Consider the following 16,289-nt stretch of genomic DNA (forward strand, 5'->3'; position numbering starts at 1 on the left):
TTTTTACTATAGTGACTGGGAGGGACCGTATTGAAAAAGAGTATAAGGATATTACTATTGATTATGATTGCGGTGCCTCTTGCGGGTGAATTCAAGTTTTATCCATTCGACGATACATTCAGAGTTAGTTTGGGAACCCCCGTATTTTTCTTGTTTTTACTATGGGGGAGGGGGATCCACCCGATTATTGCAGGCATATTAACGGGAATGAGTGTGTTTGTTTTTCGTTTTTCAATGGCTGTCGGGATACGGGACATATCTGTTGAGGAAGCGATGTATCTTTATGTTCCAGCCTTTTTCTATTACTTCATCTACGCGTTCGCATTTCATAAAACGAAATTGAATGAACGGCACGATCAGCCGTTTATGATTGGTCTTTTAGGGGTATTGATCGAGCTTTTTGCAAGCGTATCGGAAATGATGATCCGTTCTTTCTTGGCGAATCAGGGCACACCCTTGCTAGCCATTGACCAACTCGTTTTAATCGCCTTTATTCGAAGCTTTTTCGTCCTCGGCTTTTTTAATATATTAAAGCTGAGAGAAGCAAAATTCGCAGAAGCGGAGCAGCGCATGCAAAAGGAACAAATGCTGCTTTTTATTTCAAGTTTGTATGAAGAATCGGTTCAACTGAAGAAAACGATGCAAAATGCGGAAGAAATCACCCGCACTTGTTATGACTTTTACCGTCGGTTAAAATCAGAGGGGACTAATGGAAGCGATGCCCAAACTGCGTTGCAGATTGCCGGTCTCGTGCATGAGATCAAAAAAGATAACCAGCGGATTTATGCGGGGCTGTCGGAACTCGTGTCTTCCGAAAACCTGCAGGAATATATGAATATCGAAGAGCTTGGTAACATCATGATCGTGTCCAATAGACGATATGCAGAGTCCCTTCGCAAAGATATTTCATTTTCCTTGCATATAGATGGTGACCATCCGCCCTACCATGTATATATGGTATTATCATTAATAAATAATTTATTGGCCAATGCAGTGGAAGCCATTAAAGAAGAGGGGTACGTATCACTGCATGTGAAAAGGAAAGATCAATTCGTGGAGTTTTGCATCAGTGACAATGGCCCCGGCATTGCACCGAAGCAGAAGGAACTCATTTTTACAGCAGGATATACAAAGAAATTCGATGCGGCGGGAAACCCTTCGACGGGAATCGGTTTATCGTATGTGAAACAAACTGTTGAAAAATTTGGAGGACATATCAGGCTAATGGATAACTATAAAGAAACCGTATTCATCGTAGAACTTCCGATTGATGCGATTATGGAGAAAGGGTTAACGAGATGAATTATTTCATTATAGATGACGATCCTGCCATTCGAGGAATGCTGACAGAGATGATTGAAGATGAAGATTTAGGAAAAGTGGTAGGAGAAGCAGAAGACGGATCGCTAGTGAATAATGGCTTGCTGTTTTTAAAAAAAGCAGACGTTGTCCTAATTGATTTGCTCATGCCAATAAGGGACGGAATTGAAACGATCAGGGCTCTTGCTGATGGATTTCAAGGGAAGTTTGTGATGATTTCGCAAGTGGAATCGAAGGAACTGATTGGAGAGGCGTATAGATTAGGGGCGGAATACTACATTACAAAACCGCTGAACCAAGTTGAAATTTCAAGCATATTAAACAAAGTGAATGAGCGAATACTGGTGGATCAATCGATCCAGGGCATTCAAAAATCGTTGAACGTTTTTACGGGCCGCCCGAAGTCTTCGAAAGTGTCCTCCTCCCATACAAAAAATATTATGGAAGCCGGACGTTCCTTAATTTCCGATTTAGGTATGATTGGCGAAGGGGGAAGCGAGGATTTACTAAACATTTTAGGATTCCTCCAAAATGAAAAGCAAAGACTCGGTTCCGCCTACACGTTTCCATATTTAAAGGAAATTTTTGCAGGGATTGCTACTGGAAAGCTGGGAGATCAAGCGAAAGAGGCCGAAATCCAGAAAGAAATGAAAGCTTCTGAGCAGCGTGTCCGTCGCGCTCTTAACCAGGCCCTCATCCATATCGCTTCATTAGGATTGACGGATTATATGAACCCAAAATTCGAAGCCTATTCATCCACATTTTTTGATTTCTCGGAAGTCCGCAAAAAAATGCTGGAGCTGGAAGACAAGAGCAAAAAAGTAAGCAGCCAGAGCCGTAATAACATGAAAAAGTTTATCCAAGTGCTGTTTATGGAAGCAAGACAGATGATGAAATAATAAACCAGAAACACAAGTGGAATTGATTGAAAATTCACTAATTCACTAAAACATGATAAAGACAAATCCGTTTATATGGATTTGTCTTTATCGCATTTTTCTTCGTATTTTTTATGAACAGTATGACTTTCTTTCAAATCTACAGAAAAAGATAAAAAAGTTATTCGTTTTCTAATAGTTTGACTAATGCCATCGCTCTAACTTTGGTATTCCTCTAGTAAAAAACTTAGCAATAAATTTAGGCATTTTCATATTTTCCATCAAATGATTTTGAACAAATTTTTGCATTTCTATCGCAGTAATATTTTGAGTGAATTCCCCATTTATATAACAATGACTACAATATTTAGTACTTTTACTACCTTCTTTTTCAGTTCCTCCACCTAATTCATCTTTAGAAAGCGGCATTCCACAACTCTGGCATGTTTTATATCTTTTCATTATAAATTCTCCTACAAAACGTTTTAATCTAAACAAATTATAAGGCAAGAAATTATGAGTAGAACTGACTGAAGTTTGGGACAAGCCCCACATATGTAGGACAAATCCATCAGGCAAGCCTTTTTTTGAATCGTTCTGTTTATTTGACAATGCATGCAGATAAGGAGGCAGTAGAATTACGGATTACAGAAAGAAACTCGTCTTTAATATAGACCAGATCGGACATAATATACTTGGAGATGAAGGAAATGAGTAAAAAGATAGGAAGCGCCAGAATCGCACCAAGTGTTAACCCGCAGGGACATGGAAAAGATGTCGAATTCTCCACAGAGCCAAAAAGCGAGCTTGAAAACAAGCAAAAAGGTCCAATACAAAATAAGCGGAATAATTAAGCACACTTCATATAAGAAAGCCCTTCTCTATATCGAGAGGGGCAATTGTAATCCTCTTATAAGGAGGTCCTGATCATCATCTGTATGCAGGTGTAGGACAATATGAATCACATGTCTCGATACTACGAGTCAAACCGTTGATGAGAGTGTCGTAGCTACCATGAAATCAGTGACCAGCGAAGCAATGAGGCCTTCAAATATGTAAATGGACAAAAAAAATAACCAGCCATGCGACATGCTGGAGTGGTTACTGACATCAAATGTTAAGTTGGATTGTTCCTCCATGCGTTAAAAACGACGGATCTTTCATGGCAACTGTTATGCAATATTCATTGATATAATTCTGGAATTGTGATAACTTAGTATAGAAACACATTTATGAATTATATATAAACAGTTTATCCCTTATTTTAATTATAAGGTTAAACTCACCTCTAGTCAACCCCTAATTTCTTTTTTTGAAGGAGTGTCTGATATGAACAATGAAATTCGGCAGGAGCAAGAACGTTTGGATGAGGTGATAGAAACAATTACAAAGCAAATCAGCAAAATAGAAGGAGAGACTTTACAGCGTAGAAAAGAAGTTGTTAATATCCGGAAACACTTCTGGGATGACCTCAAGGTTAATGTGGATACTTTCGATGATTACCTCGAGACGATCATTGGCTTAAGGCAACAGGCTCAAGACTTGTCACAAAGCGAAGGTGCACATAGATATTCCTTCAAGAGGTTGTCAACACTGCGCCGCATGCAGGGGGCACCTTATTTCGGCCGGATTGATTTAACTGAAGAAGGGGCTTCCCTTACGGAACATATTTATATTGGGACCGCCACCCTTACTGATACAACAGGAGAAAACTTCATTGTCTACGATTGGAGGGCTCCGATTTCGAGTGTTTATTATGACTATCCTCCCGGTCCCGTAGAATACTCTACTCCCGGAGGCGTAATTCGGGGGATGCTGGAGAATAAGTGGCAATATATCATCAAGGGAGGCGTTATCGACTCAATGTTCGATACGAGTCTCACCATTGGAGATGAGATACTGCAGCAGGTGCTTGGTAAGGGGACGGATAAGCATATGCACAGTATTGTGTCCACCATTCAACGGGAGCAAAATAGAATCATCCGGAACGATCGCGGACGTCTGCTCATTGTTCAAGGAGCCGCTGGCAGTGGCAAGACATCAGCTGCCCTCCAACGGATCGCTTACTTGCTTTATAAGTATCGAGATAGGATTAAGGCCGATCAAATCATTCTATTCTCACCTAACTCAATGTTTAATAACTACGTATCCAATGTACTACCCGAACTGGGCGAAGAGAATATGCAGCAGGTAACATTCCAGGAATATTTGGACCATCGTCTGGCTGGCTCATTTCAAGTTGAGGACCCTTATGAGCAATTAGAATTTTTGTTGACTGGAGCGGATGATCCTTCATATAGCACTAGGACAGCGAGTATCCGATTTAAGGCTTCAATTCGCTTCTTTGAGATAATCAAAACATACAGTCAATCACTGGAATCATCTGGAATGATCTTTAGAGGGTTCAAGTTCCGAGGGGAAACGCTCGTCTCCGCCAAACAAATCTCAGAAAGATTTTATAACAGAGACACCACACTAAGATTTCACAATAGGATTGAAAAGTTGAAAGAATGGTTATGTGAGTTACTTGATGAAAGGGAAAAGTTTGAGTTGAAACAACCTTGGGTCCAGGAGGAAATCGAGTATCTTAGCAAAGAAGACTATCAAAAGGTATATACTCACTTAGAGAAAAAACGCGGCGTTAATGAAGATTCCTTTGACGATTATGAGATGGAGAATAAAATGCTCGCGCGTATGATTGTTCGTAAGAAATTGAAGACGTTACGCAAACGGATAAAAGCATTTCATTTTATCAACATTAAGGGAATATACAAGCAACTTTTTGACGAACAGATACGGATCGAACTGTGGAATGAGGGTAAAACACCTATCGAAAGGGAAATTTGCTTATCAACGCAAAAAATGCTGGACGAAGGTAAACTGCATTACGAAGACGCGACTCCATTTTTGCTACTGAAGGAGCTAATTCTAGGATTTCAGACGAATACCTCTATAAAATACGTGCTTGTAGACGAAGCACAAGATTATTCTCCATTTCAATTCGAGTTTTTGAAACGGTTGTTTCCTTCTGCAAGGATGACCGTGCTCGGTGACTTTAACCAGGCAATATTCGCTCATGCCAGCGAACGGGTGGATTTCCAGACTCTTACCAGTTTATACGGAATAAGTGAAACAGAGAGTATAACCTTGGATCAAAGCTACAGATCCACAAAGCAGATTATAGAATTTACACGTGAACTAGTTCCTGAAGGCCATCGAATTAAGGCATTCGACCGTGAAGGTGAAAAGCCTGTACTGACCCAAGTCTCCAGCCGTGATGAATTGCACCACAAAATCGTGTCTAAAGTCAAAGACTTTCAAAGTCGTGAGTATAATACAATCGCAATAATATGTAAATCTGCTGCGGAAAGTGCCGCTGCATACGATGCCCTTAGTATCATCAGTGAAATTAAACTCGTACAGAAAGGCACAAATGAATATGAACAGGGTGTTGTTGTGATACCGGCTTATTTGGCCAAAGGCATCGAATTTGATGCTGTCATCATTTATGATGCATCTGTGCAATCATACGGTGATGAGAGCTTACGAAGATTGTTCTACACCGCATGTACCAGGGCTATGCATAACTTGCAGATATATACGGTTGGCGAACCCAGTCCTTTCTTGCTCAACAACGATGCAACGAAGAGTTTACTTCTGACCCTAGATTGACAAAGAGGGCCCGAATATGGAAAACAACTTTTTTGAAACCTGTGTAGACTTTAGTTCTATGCAGGTTTTTTATTGAGGTACTCTTTATAAATTCCTGATCGCAGCCAGAAGTTCAAGAAAGAAAGGACCTCCATTTTAATTTACAACAGTTCGGACATAATATACTTGGAGGTGAAGGAAATGAGTAAAAAGACAGCAGGAAGAGGCCAAATCGCACCAAGTGTTAACCCGCAGGGACATGGAAAAGATGTCGAATTCTCCAATGAGCCCAAAAGCGAGCTTGAAAACAAGGCAAAAAAGTCCAATACAAAATAAGTGTATTGGACAAAAATATGGTCATACTTCGTAAAGAATGCCCTTCTCTTAATCGAGAGGGGCTTTTATAATCTATAAGAAGGCTTTAATCATTTTATTGATTATGGAAAAAAACCTATCCTAAGTCCACGATTTTTGTCGATGAATCATACGTTTTTGGAGCAGCGGAATGTGAAAGAATAGTAAAATGGAGCTACCGTTAAAAAAATACCAAATACATTTGTCGCTGTGCTAATATGAAAGACTGAGCTTAATAAAATGGAGAGGAGTTACAAATGAAAATAAATCGATTAATAGCGAACAATATAAACCATTTAGATGCAGCACTTCAAGACGATCAATCATTAGGAATTGCTGGGTTATCCGGTTCCGGGAAAACGACTTTTTGCCAAACCATTGGGGAAGAATCCAAGAAGCGTCTCGTTTCCTTATTGCCCAAGTCTGAATATCAGTATTTATTTCCTAATATTATGGAAACCAACTTCAGCGCCATCAAGATGGAGGAAATGCCGCTGGTACTTTTTCTCGGCAAATCATCCATTTCAGCCAATCCCCGTTCAACCATTGGCACACATACTGGTGTGTTTAAAGAGATTCGTGTTTGTCTTGCTGAAAAATTCAATCTTTCTCCGGAAGTTTTTTCATTTAATAATGCCTTAGGCTGGTGCCCCACTTGTAAAGGACGCGGTACGACTAAAAATGTCGAATGTCCAAAGTGTGAGGGGAAGCGCTACAATCAAGAAGTCGAGCAATATACGATTGAATTATTAGATCGCCCGCATACTATTTCCGATATCAACAACTTAAGCATCGAAACGATCCTATCACTCGCAGAGACATTACATATTAGTGAAGCTAAACAGCATATTCTCCAAAATATAATCAATATGAATATTGGTTATTTAAGTTTAAATCGTATTATGGGGACAGTGTCAGGGGGAGAATTAACACGGCTTTACTTGGCCGAATTTATGGCAACAAGTGAAAATACCGTGATCATCATTGATGAAATCTCCGTCGGTCTTGATCATCAAACCCTATTGAAAATTTTAGAACAGATTAAGCAATTAGGATACAAGAATCAAATTTGGCTCATTGATCACTCAGACACGGTTTTAGATAGCACAAATGAACAATTGTTCTTTGGACCTGGCAGCGGGAAATATGGCGGGAAAATTGTTGAGGAATCACCACGTCCCAAACCAATCGCGTGGGAACGAAATGAAGCAGCGCCAACGGAATACTATCAATTTCAGGATCTTTACTGCCGTAATATTCAAATGGAAGAAATCCGGATTCCCAAGAATAGGCTGGTTACCTTTACGGGTGAGTCAGGTTGTGGTAAATCTACACTTGTCAATGAATGCATCTCTAAAGATTTTCAGAAGCGGTATCCAAAAGATAAACTGGTCATGGTCGGGCAGGATCGAAACAAATCGATTACCAGTCGATCAACCGTTGCGACATTTCTTGATATTAAAAAGAAACTCACCAAATACAGTGATGAAATTGATGATATTTTTCTGCGTTCGATTGAAGATATCATCGAAGAATTGCCAAATGAAGACATCGCTCATAAACGCTTGAGCTTATTGATCAAACTTGGTCTTGGTTATTTGACGTTGGAAAGAAAAACACAAACACTATCGACGGGTGAATTTCAATGTGTCCACTTAGTTTCCGAGCTTTTCGCGAAGACAAGAAACCCGCATACGCTGTTCATTTTTGACGAGCCTTCAAAAGGGTTATCGCAAAATATATTAAACCAATTCATCGATAGTGTCAGGGTCATCCTGGAGGATGAATCCGTCTCCATCATCATGATTGAACATAATGGTTATATGCTGGATAGCTCGGATTATATCGTTGATTTTGGTAAACGACAGCTAACACCTGTCCAACATCTTGACGTTGTCAGTCATGATGATCATTTTCGACACAATAACAGTGAGGATCAAGTGGAACCATTGCAAATCACTTCTACACTCCGGTCAAAAAATGGCATCAATTATTTACAGGAAAATCATCTGGACTATTTCAAAAAGGCAGAGAACGTCTATAAGGGTGGCATTTTAAAAAGCTTATCACCAATTGCTCGTGTGATTTATGGTGAATACGAGTCAGACACGATCGCACCTGTGATCGCCATCGATCTTGAACGGCACTTGTATAGTCAATATACGTTTCTTTATGAATTGGGCGGCATGATCAACCATCTAGTGGCTGCACATCCAACCAATAAAGATACAAGAAGCTTCGATTTCTATTCTGCAGAAAATCATTGTCCAAGCTGTTCGGGCCGCAGGGTCATTGAAAAATTTGATTTTGATGTCGTCATTCAAGACAAAAACGTGCCATTCTGGGATGGCTTATTACATCCAGACGTGATGGAAGTACTAAAATATTATCAACATTCAAAACTGCAATTCCTGTTTGATGAGATCAAGAATGAACTCGGTCACGACATTAGTAAAAGCTATAATGAGATGACAGATGCCGAAAAGCAGACCTTCTTATATGGGTATTGGGAAAAGTCCTTTTACGATAAAGCAGGCAAGGCATCAAGAACATGGGAAGGATTCAATTTCATCATTGGACGTTATATGTTCATTTCGAAATCGATCATTAAAGAGCAGATGAAAGCATCAAAAGAGATGATCGCCTGTCCTGTCTGTCAAGGAACGATCCTCAAGCATCATAAAAAACTGACATTTGGTGATACAGACATTCGCGAGATCATCCAACAGCCGATTGATCAAGTCATCAAAATTGTAGGGAAGCTGCCAGAACTGGAAAAATTAAAAGCGATTGTGGGCGGCGATATCGCACTTACAGATGATGTCTCATTCCTTCCTCGGGAAACAAAAGCGGCGTTGAAAATGCTCGAACTGGAACTGGCAAGCTTCGTCGGCTATGAAGTGGTTTTACAAAATACCCTACCATTCTGGGGCAGCATTAAAGGCAATATCGAAGCAATCAGCAGCAAAAACCAGATCACCATCTGTGACTTTGCCAATATTAACGAAACAAGAGAAACCATTATTGATAAATACTTCACCAATGGTAAATACAAAAAACTAACCTATGTCTATGAAGCATTTGGCTACAAAAAAATCGTTACCCAAATCAATAAAATTAAAGCAAGTCATAAATGCCCATTCTGTAATGGGAAGAAGGTCATTTCAGAGGATAACATCCATGACGGTGTGTATAAATTAACGATACCCTGTGTGAGTTGTCATGCCAGTGGCATCGATGATGAAGGGCGTAAAGCAATCGTCGAAGACATCGACGTGCAGACCTGGCTGACAGGTAAAGTAAAAGATGTCGTGGCTGAAAGTGAACGTACCGAAGCCGTTGCCGATATTCCCATTTTCAACCGGATTCGTGAATTGAACAAACGGGATATGATGGCGGTTCATCAATGCCTTGAACAGAAAAAATAAATTTAACAGCACTCAATTGAAAAAAGTCCGCCGATAAAGGCGGGCTCAGACTGTAGACAAACTCGATGAAAATCGGTTTGCCTACAGTTATTTAAGGGTTTGTACAATTTAAACGTTGATTTCCACTCCAGGCACTCGCTTTCCGCGGGCGGTCCGGGAGCCACCTCGGCGCCTTTGCGCCTGCGGGGTCTACCTTGGACACGCTTTTCCCGCAGGAGTCTCGCACCTTCCGTTCCAATCAACTTTGTTTTAAAATTTAGATAGAACCCCTTTCGTCTACAAACTAAAAGTCCGCCGATAATGGCGGACTTTTTTTTATGAAAAGATTCTTCATTTATTTTTTAGGATTATCTTCATGATAAACGGGAAGTGTTACTGAAATCGTTGTTCCCTTATTCAAAAGGCTATTTATATGAAGTGAACCATTCATCGTTTGGATGGTCTTAACAGCTACCATTGATCCTAACCCTGTCCCTTTTTCTTTGGAACTGTAATAAGGTTCGCCAAAACGATTTATTTGTTCTTTGTTCATTCCTATTCCATTGTCACTTATTTCGATAATTATGCCAGAGTTATTTATATAGGAAACAATACTAAGTTCCCCGCCGTTTGGCATAGCCTCGATACCATTTTTAATCAGGTTTAGGAAGCATTGCTTGAAATGTTGAATATTCCCGCGGGTAGTGCCTGGAGTCAACTGTTCTGATATATTAACTAAATTCATGTTAGCTAATGGTTTTATCATTTCAATTACATATCCTATTTCACGGTTAATTAAAATAGTATCCACTTTTTCAATTGCAGGTTTGGCAAATGCTAAGTATTCACTAATAATTGATTCTGCACTATCAAGTTCTCTAACAATATGTTTTATATATTGTTCTTTTACTTCTTGAGAAATATCAGAATCCTTTAGCAGTTGAACAAATCCTTTCACAACCGTTAAAGGATTCCTGACTTCATGTGAAATACTAGCTGCAAGCTGACTAACTATCTCCATCTTTTCAAGCCTTACCATTTGTGTACGGATTAAAATTGCATCTTTTAAAATTTCCATGATATATACAGCTAAACCTATAATGAAAGGAGGAAGGATAATAAAGTAAAATACATAGGCATCCGTTATTCGAAAATAATCAGACATAACGAGTGAAATAGAGCTGGTTAGGATTCCTAGAAACAAAATTAATAGTATCGAGCTATTTAGCTTATTTTTTCTATTAAAATTTTTGAATTTGGAAGAAAATAGAGCCGTTATAATAAAAATAACGATATAAACAATTAACGTAAGGAAATTGAAACCATAAAAAGCAAACCTAAAAGTTAATATTATGACTAACAGGGCAGCCCCTACAGGCCAACCACCATAAAGTGTCCCAATTATAAAAGGAATTTGCCTGAGGTCATGGACACAATATTCATCTATATAAATAGGGAACTTCATACATAATATAATGGGAATGCTCATGCATGCAGTAATAAGGGTCTTGCGATACTGATTTAACCTTTTGCCATGATCTAATAAAATGTAATAAATCAAAATGCTTACTAAAATATAAAAGAGATTATCTAATATGTTTTGATTAATATAAATAAAATTCATTGGATTCTCCTGAAAATTACAATTTGGTCTATTATACAAGAATAACACTAAATGGTAGGAATTTAATAAAGTAATTTATTGGCAGAAAGAAAATTCTAAAAAGAGTTGTTTAACAATGCCATAGGTAATAATGTCACTTGGGCTAGGACATATTCTACACCTTATGATAAATGGACGTAATGATCCCCAGTTTCCAATGATTTATCAGTGTTAATTTGGTTTTACATAGGAAAGTGAATATAATGTAAGTAGAGGTGATTTTCTTTGAAAAAATGGACAAAAGAAATTGAAATAAACGCTCCAATTGAACAGGTTTGGAAATTTCTTGATGGTTCTGTAGAAAATATGCAACGAATCATGCCTCAAGTGGTTGAACAAAAGCCCGTTAAAATAACGGAAGAAGTGGTTGGAAGTGTATATCGCCAAAAATATAGAGAAGGAAAACGAACAGAAGAGTATGATATAGAAACATTAGAATATTTGAATGAAACTAATGAGAAGAAGCTAAAAGTAGGCTTTATACTTGCTAAAATGTTTGAAATTACAGCTTTTTATGAACTAAATAAAATCAATGACAATAAGACTTCCTTTACATATACAGTCACCAGTCGCCCGTTAAAATGGTTTTTAAAAATATTATTATTGTTTGCTACCGATAAAGTGGTAGTTGAATTTTTAGAACGTGTCAAAAAGGTAGCTGAAGCAGAAACAAGTGGATCATGAATTAATTAAGTCAATCTTCCGCATTATGGGGGTCATACAACTTGCCCATGTTGGAGGGTGTGCTTTGATCGTTTCATTCCACTGCAGGCACTCGCTTTCCGCGGGCGGTCCGGGAGCCTCCTCGGCGCTCTTTGCGCCTGTGGGGTCTCCCTTGGACACGCTTTTCCCGCAGGAGTCTCGCACCTTCCGTTTCAATCAACTCTGAGTGAAAACTAAGTAGACACAGCAACACAGATAGAAAATGATCCATCTTTTTTCAAGATGGATTTTTTTTATTTGTCGTAAAATATAGGGTCTGAGGAGGAGTTATTGACTGGTGCTTACTCCAAATAGGGAGTTGCTTGAAGTTATTTTTCTAAAGTTACGGTATCGGAATAGGAGTAAAGGCAGGATTAGAAGATGATAAGTAATTCTAAAAAACAGTGGTTAAAACAAAATTAAAATTAGGTGGTGAATTTTGATATTGATGTCGACAAATAAAGAGAATTATAAAAAGGCTTTAAATTTCGGATTATTATTTTATGCGATATTCGTGGGGTTAAGTGGAACAATTTCCTTTGCAGTTCTATTATTTTGGGTTGTCCCAAAAGATCAAATATCAACAATATTAGTACCTTTACTTTTCATAGCTTTATTTCTCTATGGTACTTGTGCTTTATCTATACTTATTCGTTCAAAAATCAATAAAAAATGGATTTTGAATTTAAAACTTCTACCAATATAAAATGATGGAGTAATGGGTTTATGATTATTCAAAGGCAACATACTAAAGAGAGGTAATAAGTTTTTATGAATAAAACTTTTAAAATAATTCTTTTAATATTACTAAGCATTTTAATAGTAGTTCAAATATTTATGACTAAAGCAGTATTTGATGTTGTCTACCAACTGACAAATATTTCTCAGACTTTACCTGGTATATTAGACCGATAAAGTTATCAAGAAAACGAAACTGCTATTTTAATTGGTAGTGTTTTTTTTGGGTAGTCATAATAAAAAAAGCGACCGTAATAAAGACTTGATCGCTTGTGACAAGATAAGGATTATTCAGAAGACCCTTCCGAAAGAAGGGTCTCTTTTTTTAAAGATGAAATGTTACTGCAAGCTTAAACGTCTCTTGTTTCGGGTTGTTATAACATTCAGCGATAGCAAAATGTATTGGCTTCTGTTATACCTCAATCTCCATCCCGATGTTCCGTTCTTTGGATTGGCAGTAAACACCTTTTGCCACAGCGAGGTCAAAGTAAGCAGCACCGACTGATTTAAAGAAGGTAATTTCCTCATCATTTTCCCTGCCTGTTTTGGTCAGCATTACAAGTTCAAAAAGCTCCCCATGAATATCATTAAACGACCAATTTCCCTGATTGGCTGCATGAATGAGTTCTCCTGCTTCATCCTTCACTCCCGCCAAATCGTCGACGATAATTTTAGCAGCGCGTGAAACCGTGGTATTATCCACTTCTTTCATATACGGCAAATAAGAACCGACCCCGTTAATGTGTGTGCCCGGCTTTAAATCCAGCCCATTAAATACAGGCTCGTTCGAGCGGGTTGCACAGCAAATAATATCTGCTTGACGAACAGCTGTTGAAACATCTTCGCAAACTTCAAAAGGAACGGTTACTCCGAATGCCCGCAGCTTTTCACCGAATTTCTCCGCTTTCTCAGGTGTGCGATTTACTAATAATATACGCTCAATGTCCCTTACGGCTAACACACCAATTGCTTGTTCAAATCCCATAGCTCCTGTTCCAATAATCGTGAGAACCCGGGCGTCTTTACGAGCAAGAAAGTCTGTGGCAATGCCGCTCAATGCCCCCGTTCTGAGACGTGTTAAATATGAGGCATTCAACAATGCTAAATGTTCGCCATTTTCCGCATCTGACAGCAAGATGACTCCTTGTGTTGTTGCCATCCCCCTTGAAGGATTCTTTGGAAAAATGGTAACAACTTTGACCGCCGAAACTTCTTCAGATAAATCAGCGCTTGGCATGTAAAGTGCCGATGCCTCGTGTTGAGGGAAAGCAAGAACTGTGCGATGAGGGTTGTCTATTCTTTGAGCACCATGTGCACGTAATACGGCCTTTACATCCGAAATTGCGTCCTTCATTCCATATGATTGTTGAATTTCCTTTTCACTTATAACCAACATTCAATTGTCCTCCTTGAAGTAAAAAACCATAGGTTACATGGCGCTACTATTATGCGTTTCGTCTAATTTCTGATTGCTGCGATCCTTAACTGCCCAAATCGCCGCTAGGGAAAGGACAGATGCAAAAATAATATAAATGGCGACAGGAACATAGGAGTTATTAAACCTATTAAGTAAAGCAGTTGCAACTAGCGGCGCTGTTCCTCCTGCCAGAGCTGCCCCGATTTGATATCCAAGCGTGATGCCAGTATAACGAATCCTTGCATCGAAAATTTCCGAGAACATCGTTCCAAGAACAGCTGTGATTGGAGCCCAAATAACCCCTAAACCTATCACTGTTGCAATGATTAATAGGAGTACCGATTTTTGCTGCAGCAACCAGAAGTATGGGAATGCAAACAGTGCCATCCCAATCGTTCCTCCTATAAACAGCTTTTTGCGGCCAATTTTATCGGATAACATCCCCATGAATGGTATTAAAATTGTCGTTATAATTGTTGCAATCATGACTGCAGTCAAGGTAGCTGTCCGTGAGAAACCGAGATTCGAAGTAGCATATGATACGACAAATGTGCTGAAAATATAAAATGGCGCTGTTTCTACCACTTTGGCTCCCACGGCGATAATCACTTCACGCCAATAATTCTTAAGAGTTTCTACAATCGGTAGCTTTGGAACTTCTCCGGATTCCTTTACTTTTTTGAAAGACGGTGTTTCATCGATTCCTTTACGAATCCATAAGCCAAAAAACACAAGCAAAGCACTAAAAATAAATGGTAAACGCCATCCCCAAGTCATGAATGCGCTTTCAGGAAGCAGTGTCATAATAGATAAGGCAATGGTTCCAAGCAGCATTCCTATTGTAACACCCATCTGGGGAATAGCTCCGAACAAGCCCCGTTTTTCAGCGGGAGCATATTCAACGGCCAATAAAAGCGCGCCTCCCCATTCACCGCCAATTCCTAGACCTTGAACTAAGCGTAACGTGATTAATAAAATCGGCGCCCAAATACCAACGGCTTGATACGTGGGAAGAAGCCCCATCCCAAATGTTGCGACCCCCATTAAACTAAGTGTTAAAACAAGTGTTTTCTTTCTCCCGATACGATCGCCAATATGACTAAAGATCACTCCGCCAAAAGGGCGGATGAAGAATGCTAACGCAAAGGATGCATAGGAAAGCAACAGCCCTATTGCCGGATCCTCATTCACGAAGAATAGCTGGTTAAACACGAGAGCTGCAACGGTCCCATATAAAAAATAGTCAAACCACTCAATCGAACTTCCGACTAAACTCGCGATTAATATTCGCCGCATTTGTTTCTTTTCCATCATGAGTCACCCCTTTAAAATTGAAGTATCACTTCAATTTATTATTTTCTTCATTTTAAATAATTAGAAATTTTCTGTCAATATTTTTTTAATAAGTTATTAATGACGGAGCATTCATCAAATTTTGTCATGTATAATGAAGCTAGATACTATGTAAAAAAGGGGGCATCTGTATGCCTTTTGATTCAATCGGAAAAAAACTCAAATTATTGAGGAAAGAGCGAAAACTAACATTAAAGAGTCTGGCTGAACAAACAGGCGTTTCGATCAGCTTTTTATCACAAGTAGAACGGGGAAAATCAAGCGTCACATTAGAGTCATTAAAAAAAATCGCTGATACATTAGATGTCAATCCAAGTTTCTTTTTTTCTGAGGACCGCTCCCAAGTAAATTCAGATTATAATCATGAACAATTTCATTATCAGAATTTATCCAGCGGCATTCGTGATGCTGTTTTTTCGCCTATTCTTGTCACTTTAAAGCCAGGTGAAAATAAAGGAAGCGCTTTTTCTCATAGCGGACATGAATTCTTATTCATTATCGAAGGGAAGTTAACAGTGGAAATAGAGGGAGAAAGAATGGAACTCCATGAACAGCAGTCGTTCATGTTCGATGCTAGAAAAGCCCATTACTGGTTTAACTTCTCGGATCAAATTGTCCGGTTTTTGGTAGTGTCGTCGAAATAACGTCACGGTGTTCTGGAATGAAAGTATATCCAGTTAACGAAATAGTTGGTTGTTGTTGTAAATGAGGTCATATGTCGTACTAAAGGATAGATGTAAACAGGTATCCCTCACTGTTCATCTATCCTTTCTTTTTACCGTGTTAATTGTGTGACAGTAAATCAA

At 38.9% G+C, this 16,289-nt stretch carries 12 protein-coding genes; 8 read left to right on the plus strand and 4 right to left on the minus strand.

Features of this window, described 5'->3' with window-relative positions; genetic code table 11:
- Positions 1 to 30: 30 nt before the first annotated feature.
- Positions 31 to 1,302 carry a sensor histidine kinase gene (locus tag QUF86_RS11275; RefSeq protein WP_289334378.1) on the plus strand — a complete coding sequence of 424 codons (1,272 nt, stop codon included), beginning with the start codon at positions 31 to 33 and terminating at the stop codon, positions 1,300 to 1,302.
- On the plus strand, positions 1,299 to 2,219 hold the full coding sequence (locus QUF86_RS11280; RefSeq protein WP_289334379.1) for a response regulator: 921 nt from the start codon (positions 1,299 to 1,301) through the stop codon (positions 2,217 to 2,219). Before QUF86_RS11275 ends, QUF86_RS11280 begins: the two co-directional genes overlap by 4 nt.
- Positions 2,220 to 2,402: 183 nt before the next feature.
- On the opposite strand, the gene QUF86_RS11285 is transcribed toward QUF86_RS11280, so the two are convergent.
- Positions 2,403 to 2,660, minus strand: coding sequence for a zinc ribbon domain-containing protein (locus QUF86_RS11285; protein ID WP_289334380.1), 258 nt, complete (start codon positions 2,658 to 2,660; stop codon positions 2,403 to 2,405).
- A 248-nt stretch (positions 2,661 to 2,908) separates the two neighbouring features.
- Here QUF86_RS11285 and QUF86_RS11290 point away from each other — a divergent pair, with 248 nt between their 5' ends.
- The 4 genes from QUF86_RS11290 (at position 2,909) to QUF86_RS11305 (ending at position 9,631) form a co-directional block, all read left to right on the plus strand.
- Complete coding sequence (locus QUF86_RS11290) at positions 2,909 to 3,052, plus strand: small, acid-soluble spore protein L (protein ID WP_289334381.1); 144 nt, start codon at positions 2,909 to 2,911, stop codon at positions 3,050 to 3,052.
- A gap of 475 nt (positions 3,053 to 3,527) precedes the next feature.
- On the plus strand, positions 3,528 to 5,870 hold the full coding sequence (gene helD / locus QUF86_RS11295; RefSeq protein WP_289334382.1) for an RNA polymerase recycling motor HelD: 2,343 nt from the start codon (positions 3,528 to 3,530) through the stop codon (positions 5,868 to 5,870).
- Between the two features lie 180 nt (positions 5,871 to 6,050).
- A complete protein-coding gene (gene sspL, locus QUF86_RS11300) occupies positions 6,051 to 6,185 on the plus strand; it encodes a small, acid-soluble spore protein L (RefSeq protein WP_289334383.1) in 135 nt (44 codons plus the stop codon).
- A gap of 275 nt (positions 6,186 to 6,460) precedes the next feature.
- Positions 6,461 to 9,631, plus strand: coding sequence for an ATP-binding cassette domain-containing protein (locus QUF86_RS11305; RefSeq protein ID WP_289334384.1), 3,171 nt, complete (start codon positions 6,461 to 6,463; stop codon positions 9,629 to 9,631).
- Positions 9,632 to 9,965: 334 nt separating this feature from the next.
- Here the strand turns inward: QUF86_RS11305 and QUF86_RS11310 are convergent, their stop codons facing one another.
- Positions 9,966 to 11,234, minus strand: a complete 1,269-nt coding sequence (locus tag QUF86_RS11310; RefSeq protein WP_289334385.1) for an ATP-binding protein — start codon at positions 11,232 to 11,234, stop codon at positions 9,966 to 9,968.
- 264 nt (positions 11,235 to 11,498) lie between these two features.
- Between QUF86_RS11310 and QUF86_RS11315 the strand changes: the two genes are divergently transcribed.
- Positions 11,499 to 11,957 carry an SRPBCC family protein gene (locus QUF86_RS11315; protein ID WP_289334386.1) on the plus strand — a complete coding sequence of 153 codons (459 nt, stop codon included), beginning with the start codon at positions 11,499 to 11,501 and terminating at the stop codon, positions 11,955 to 11,957.
- A gap of 1,168 nt (positions 11,958 to 13,125) precedes the next feature.
- Here the strand turns inward: QUF86_RS11315 and QUF86_RS11320 are convergent.
- Together QUF86_RS11320 and QUF86_RS11325 are read right to left on the minus strand one after the other, a co-directional pair.
- The gene (locus QUF86_RS11320; protein WP_289315063.1) at positions 13,126 to 14,109 is read right to left on the minus strand and encodes an ornithine cyclodeaminase family protein; all 984 of its coding nucleotides are present in this window, start codon (positions 14,107 to 14,109) and stop codon (positions 13,126 to 13,128) included.
- A 33-nt stretch (positions 14,110 to 14,142) separates the two neighbouring features.
- Entirely contained in the window at positions 14,143 to 15,441 is a 1,299-nt protein-coding gene (locus tag QUF86_RS11325) for an MFS transporter (RefSeq protein WP_289334387.1), read from the minus strand.
- A gap of 173 nt (positions 15,442 to 15,614) precedes the next feature.
- On the opposite strand from QUF86_RS11325, the gene QUF86_RS11330 reads away from it, so the two are divergent.
- Complete coding sequence (locus QUF86_RS11330; RefSeq protein ID WP_289334388.1) at positions 15,615 to 16,127, plus strand: helix-turn-helix domain-containing protein; 513 nt, start codon at positions 15,615 to 15,617, stop codon at positions 16,125 to 16,127.
- The last annotated feature ends 162 nt before the right edge of the window (positions 16,128 to 16,289 follow it).

It is taken from the genome of Peribacillus sp. NJ11 (assembly GCF_030348405.1).
GTDB lineage: Bacteria > Bacillota > Bacilli > Bacillales > DSM-1321 > Peribacillus.

What these genes read in the sequence shown, in the direction of transcription:
- sspL (WP_289334383.1), top strand. Translation starts at nt 6,051, where the DNA reads ATGAGTAAAAAGACAGCAGGAAGAGGCCAAATCGCACCAAGTGTTAAC.
- QUF86_RS11285 (WP_289334380.1), bottom strand. Translation starts at nt 2,660, where the DNA reads ATGAAAAGATATAAAACATGCCAGAGTTGTGGAATGCCGCTTTCTAAA.
- helD (WP_289334382.1), top strand. Translation starts at nt 3,528, where the DNA reads ATGAACAATGAAATTCGGCAGGAGCAAGAACGTTTGGATGAGGTGATA.
- QUF86_RS11310 (WP_289334385.1), bottom strand. Translation starts at nt 11,234, where the DNA reads ATGAATTTTATTTATATTAATCAAAACATATTAGATAATCTCTTTTAT.
- QUF86_RS11305 (WP_289334384.1), top strand. Translation starts at nt 6,461, where the DNA reads ATGAAAATAAATCGATTAATAGCGAACAATATAAACCATTTAGATGCA.
- QUF86_RS11280 (WP_289334379.1), top strand. Translation starts at nt 1,299, where the DNA reads ATGAATTATTTCATTATAGATGACGATCCTGCCATTCGAGGAATGCTG.
- QUF86_RS11290 (WP_289334381.1), top strand. Translation starts at nt 2,909, where the DNA reads ATGAGTAAAAAGATAGGAAGCGCCAGAATCGCACCAAGTGTTAACCCG.
- QUF86_RS11325 (WP_289334387.1), bottom strand. Translation starts at nt 15,441, where the DNA reads ATGGAAAAGAAACAAATGCGGCGAATATTAATCGCGAGTTTAGTCGGA.
- QUF86_RS11320 (WP_289315063.1), bottom strand. Translation starts at nt 14,109, where the DNA reads ATGTTGGTTATAAGTGAAAAGGAAATTCAACAATCATATGGAATGAAG.
- QUF86_RS11330 (WP_289334388.1), top strand. Translation starts at nt 15,615, where the DNA reads ATGCCTTTTGATTCAATCGGAAAAAAACTCAAATTATTGAGGAAAGAG.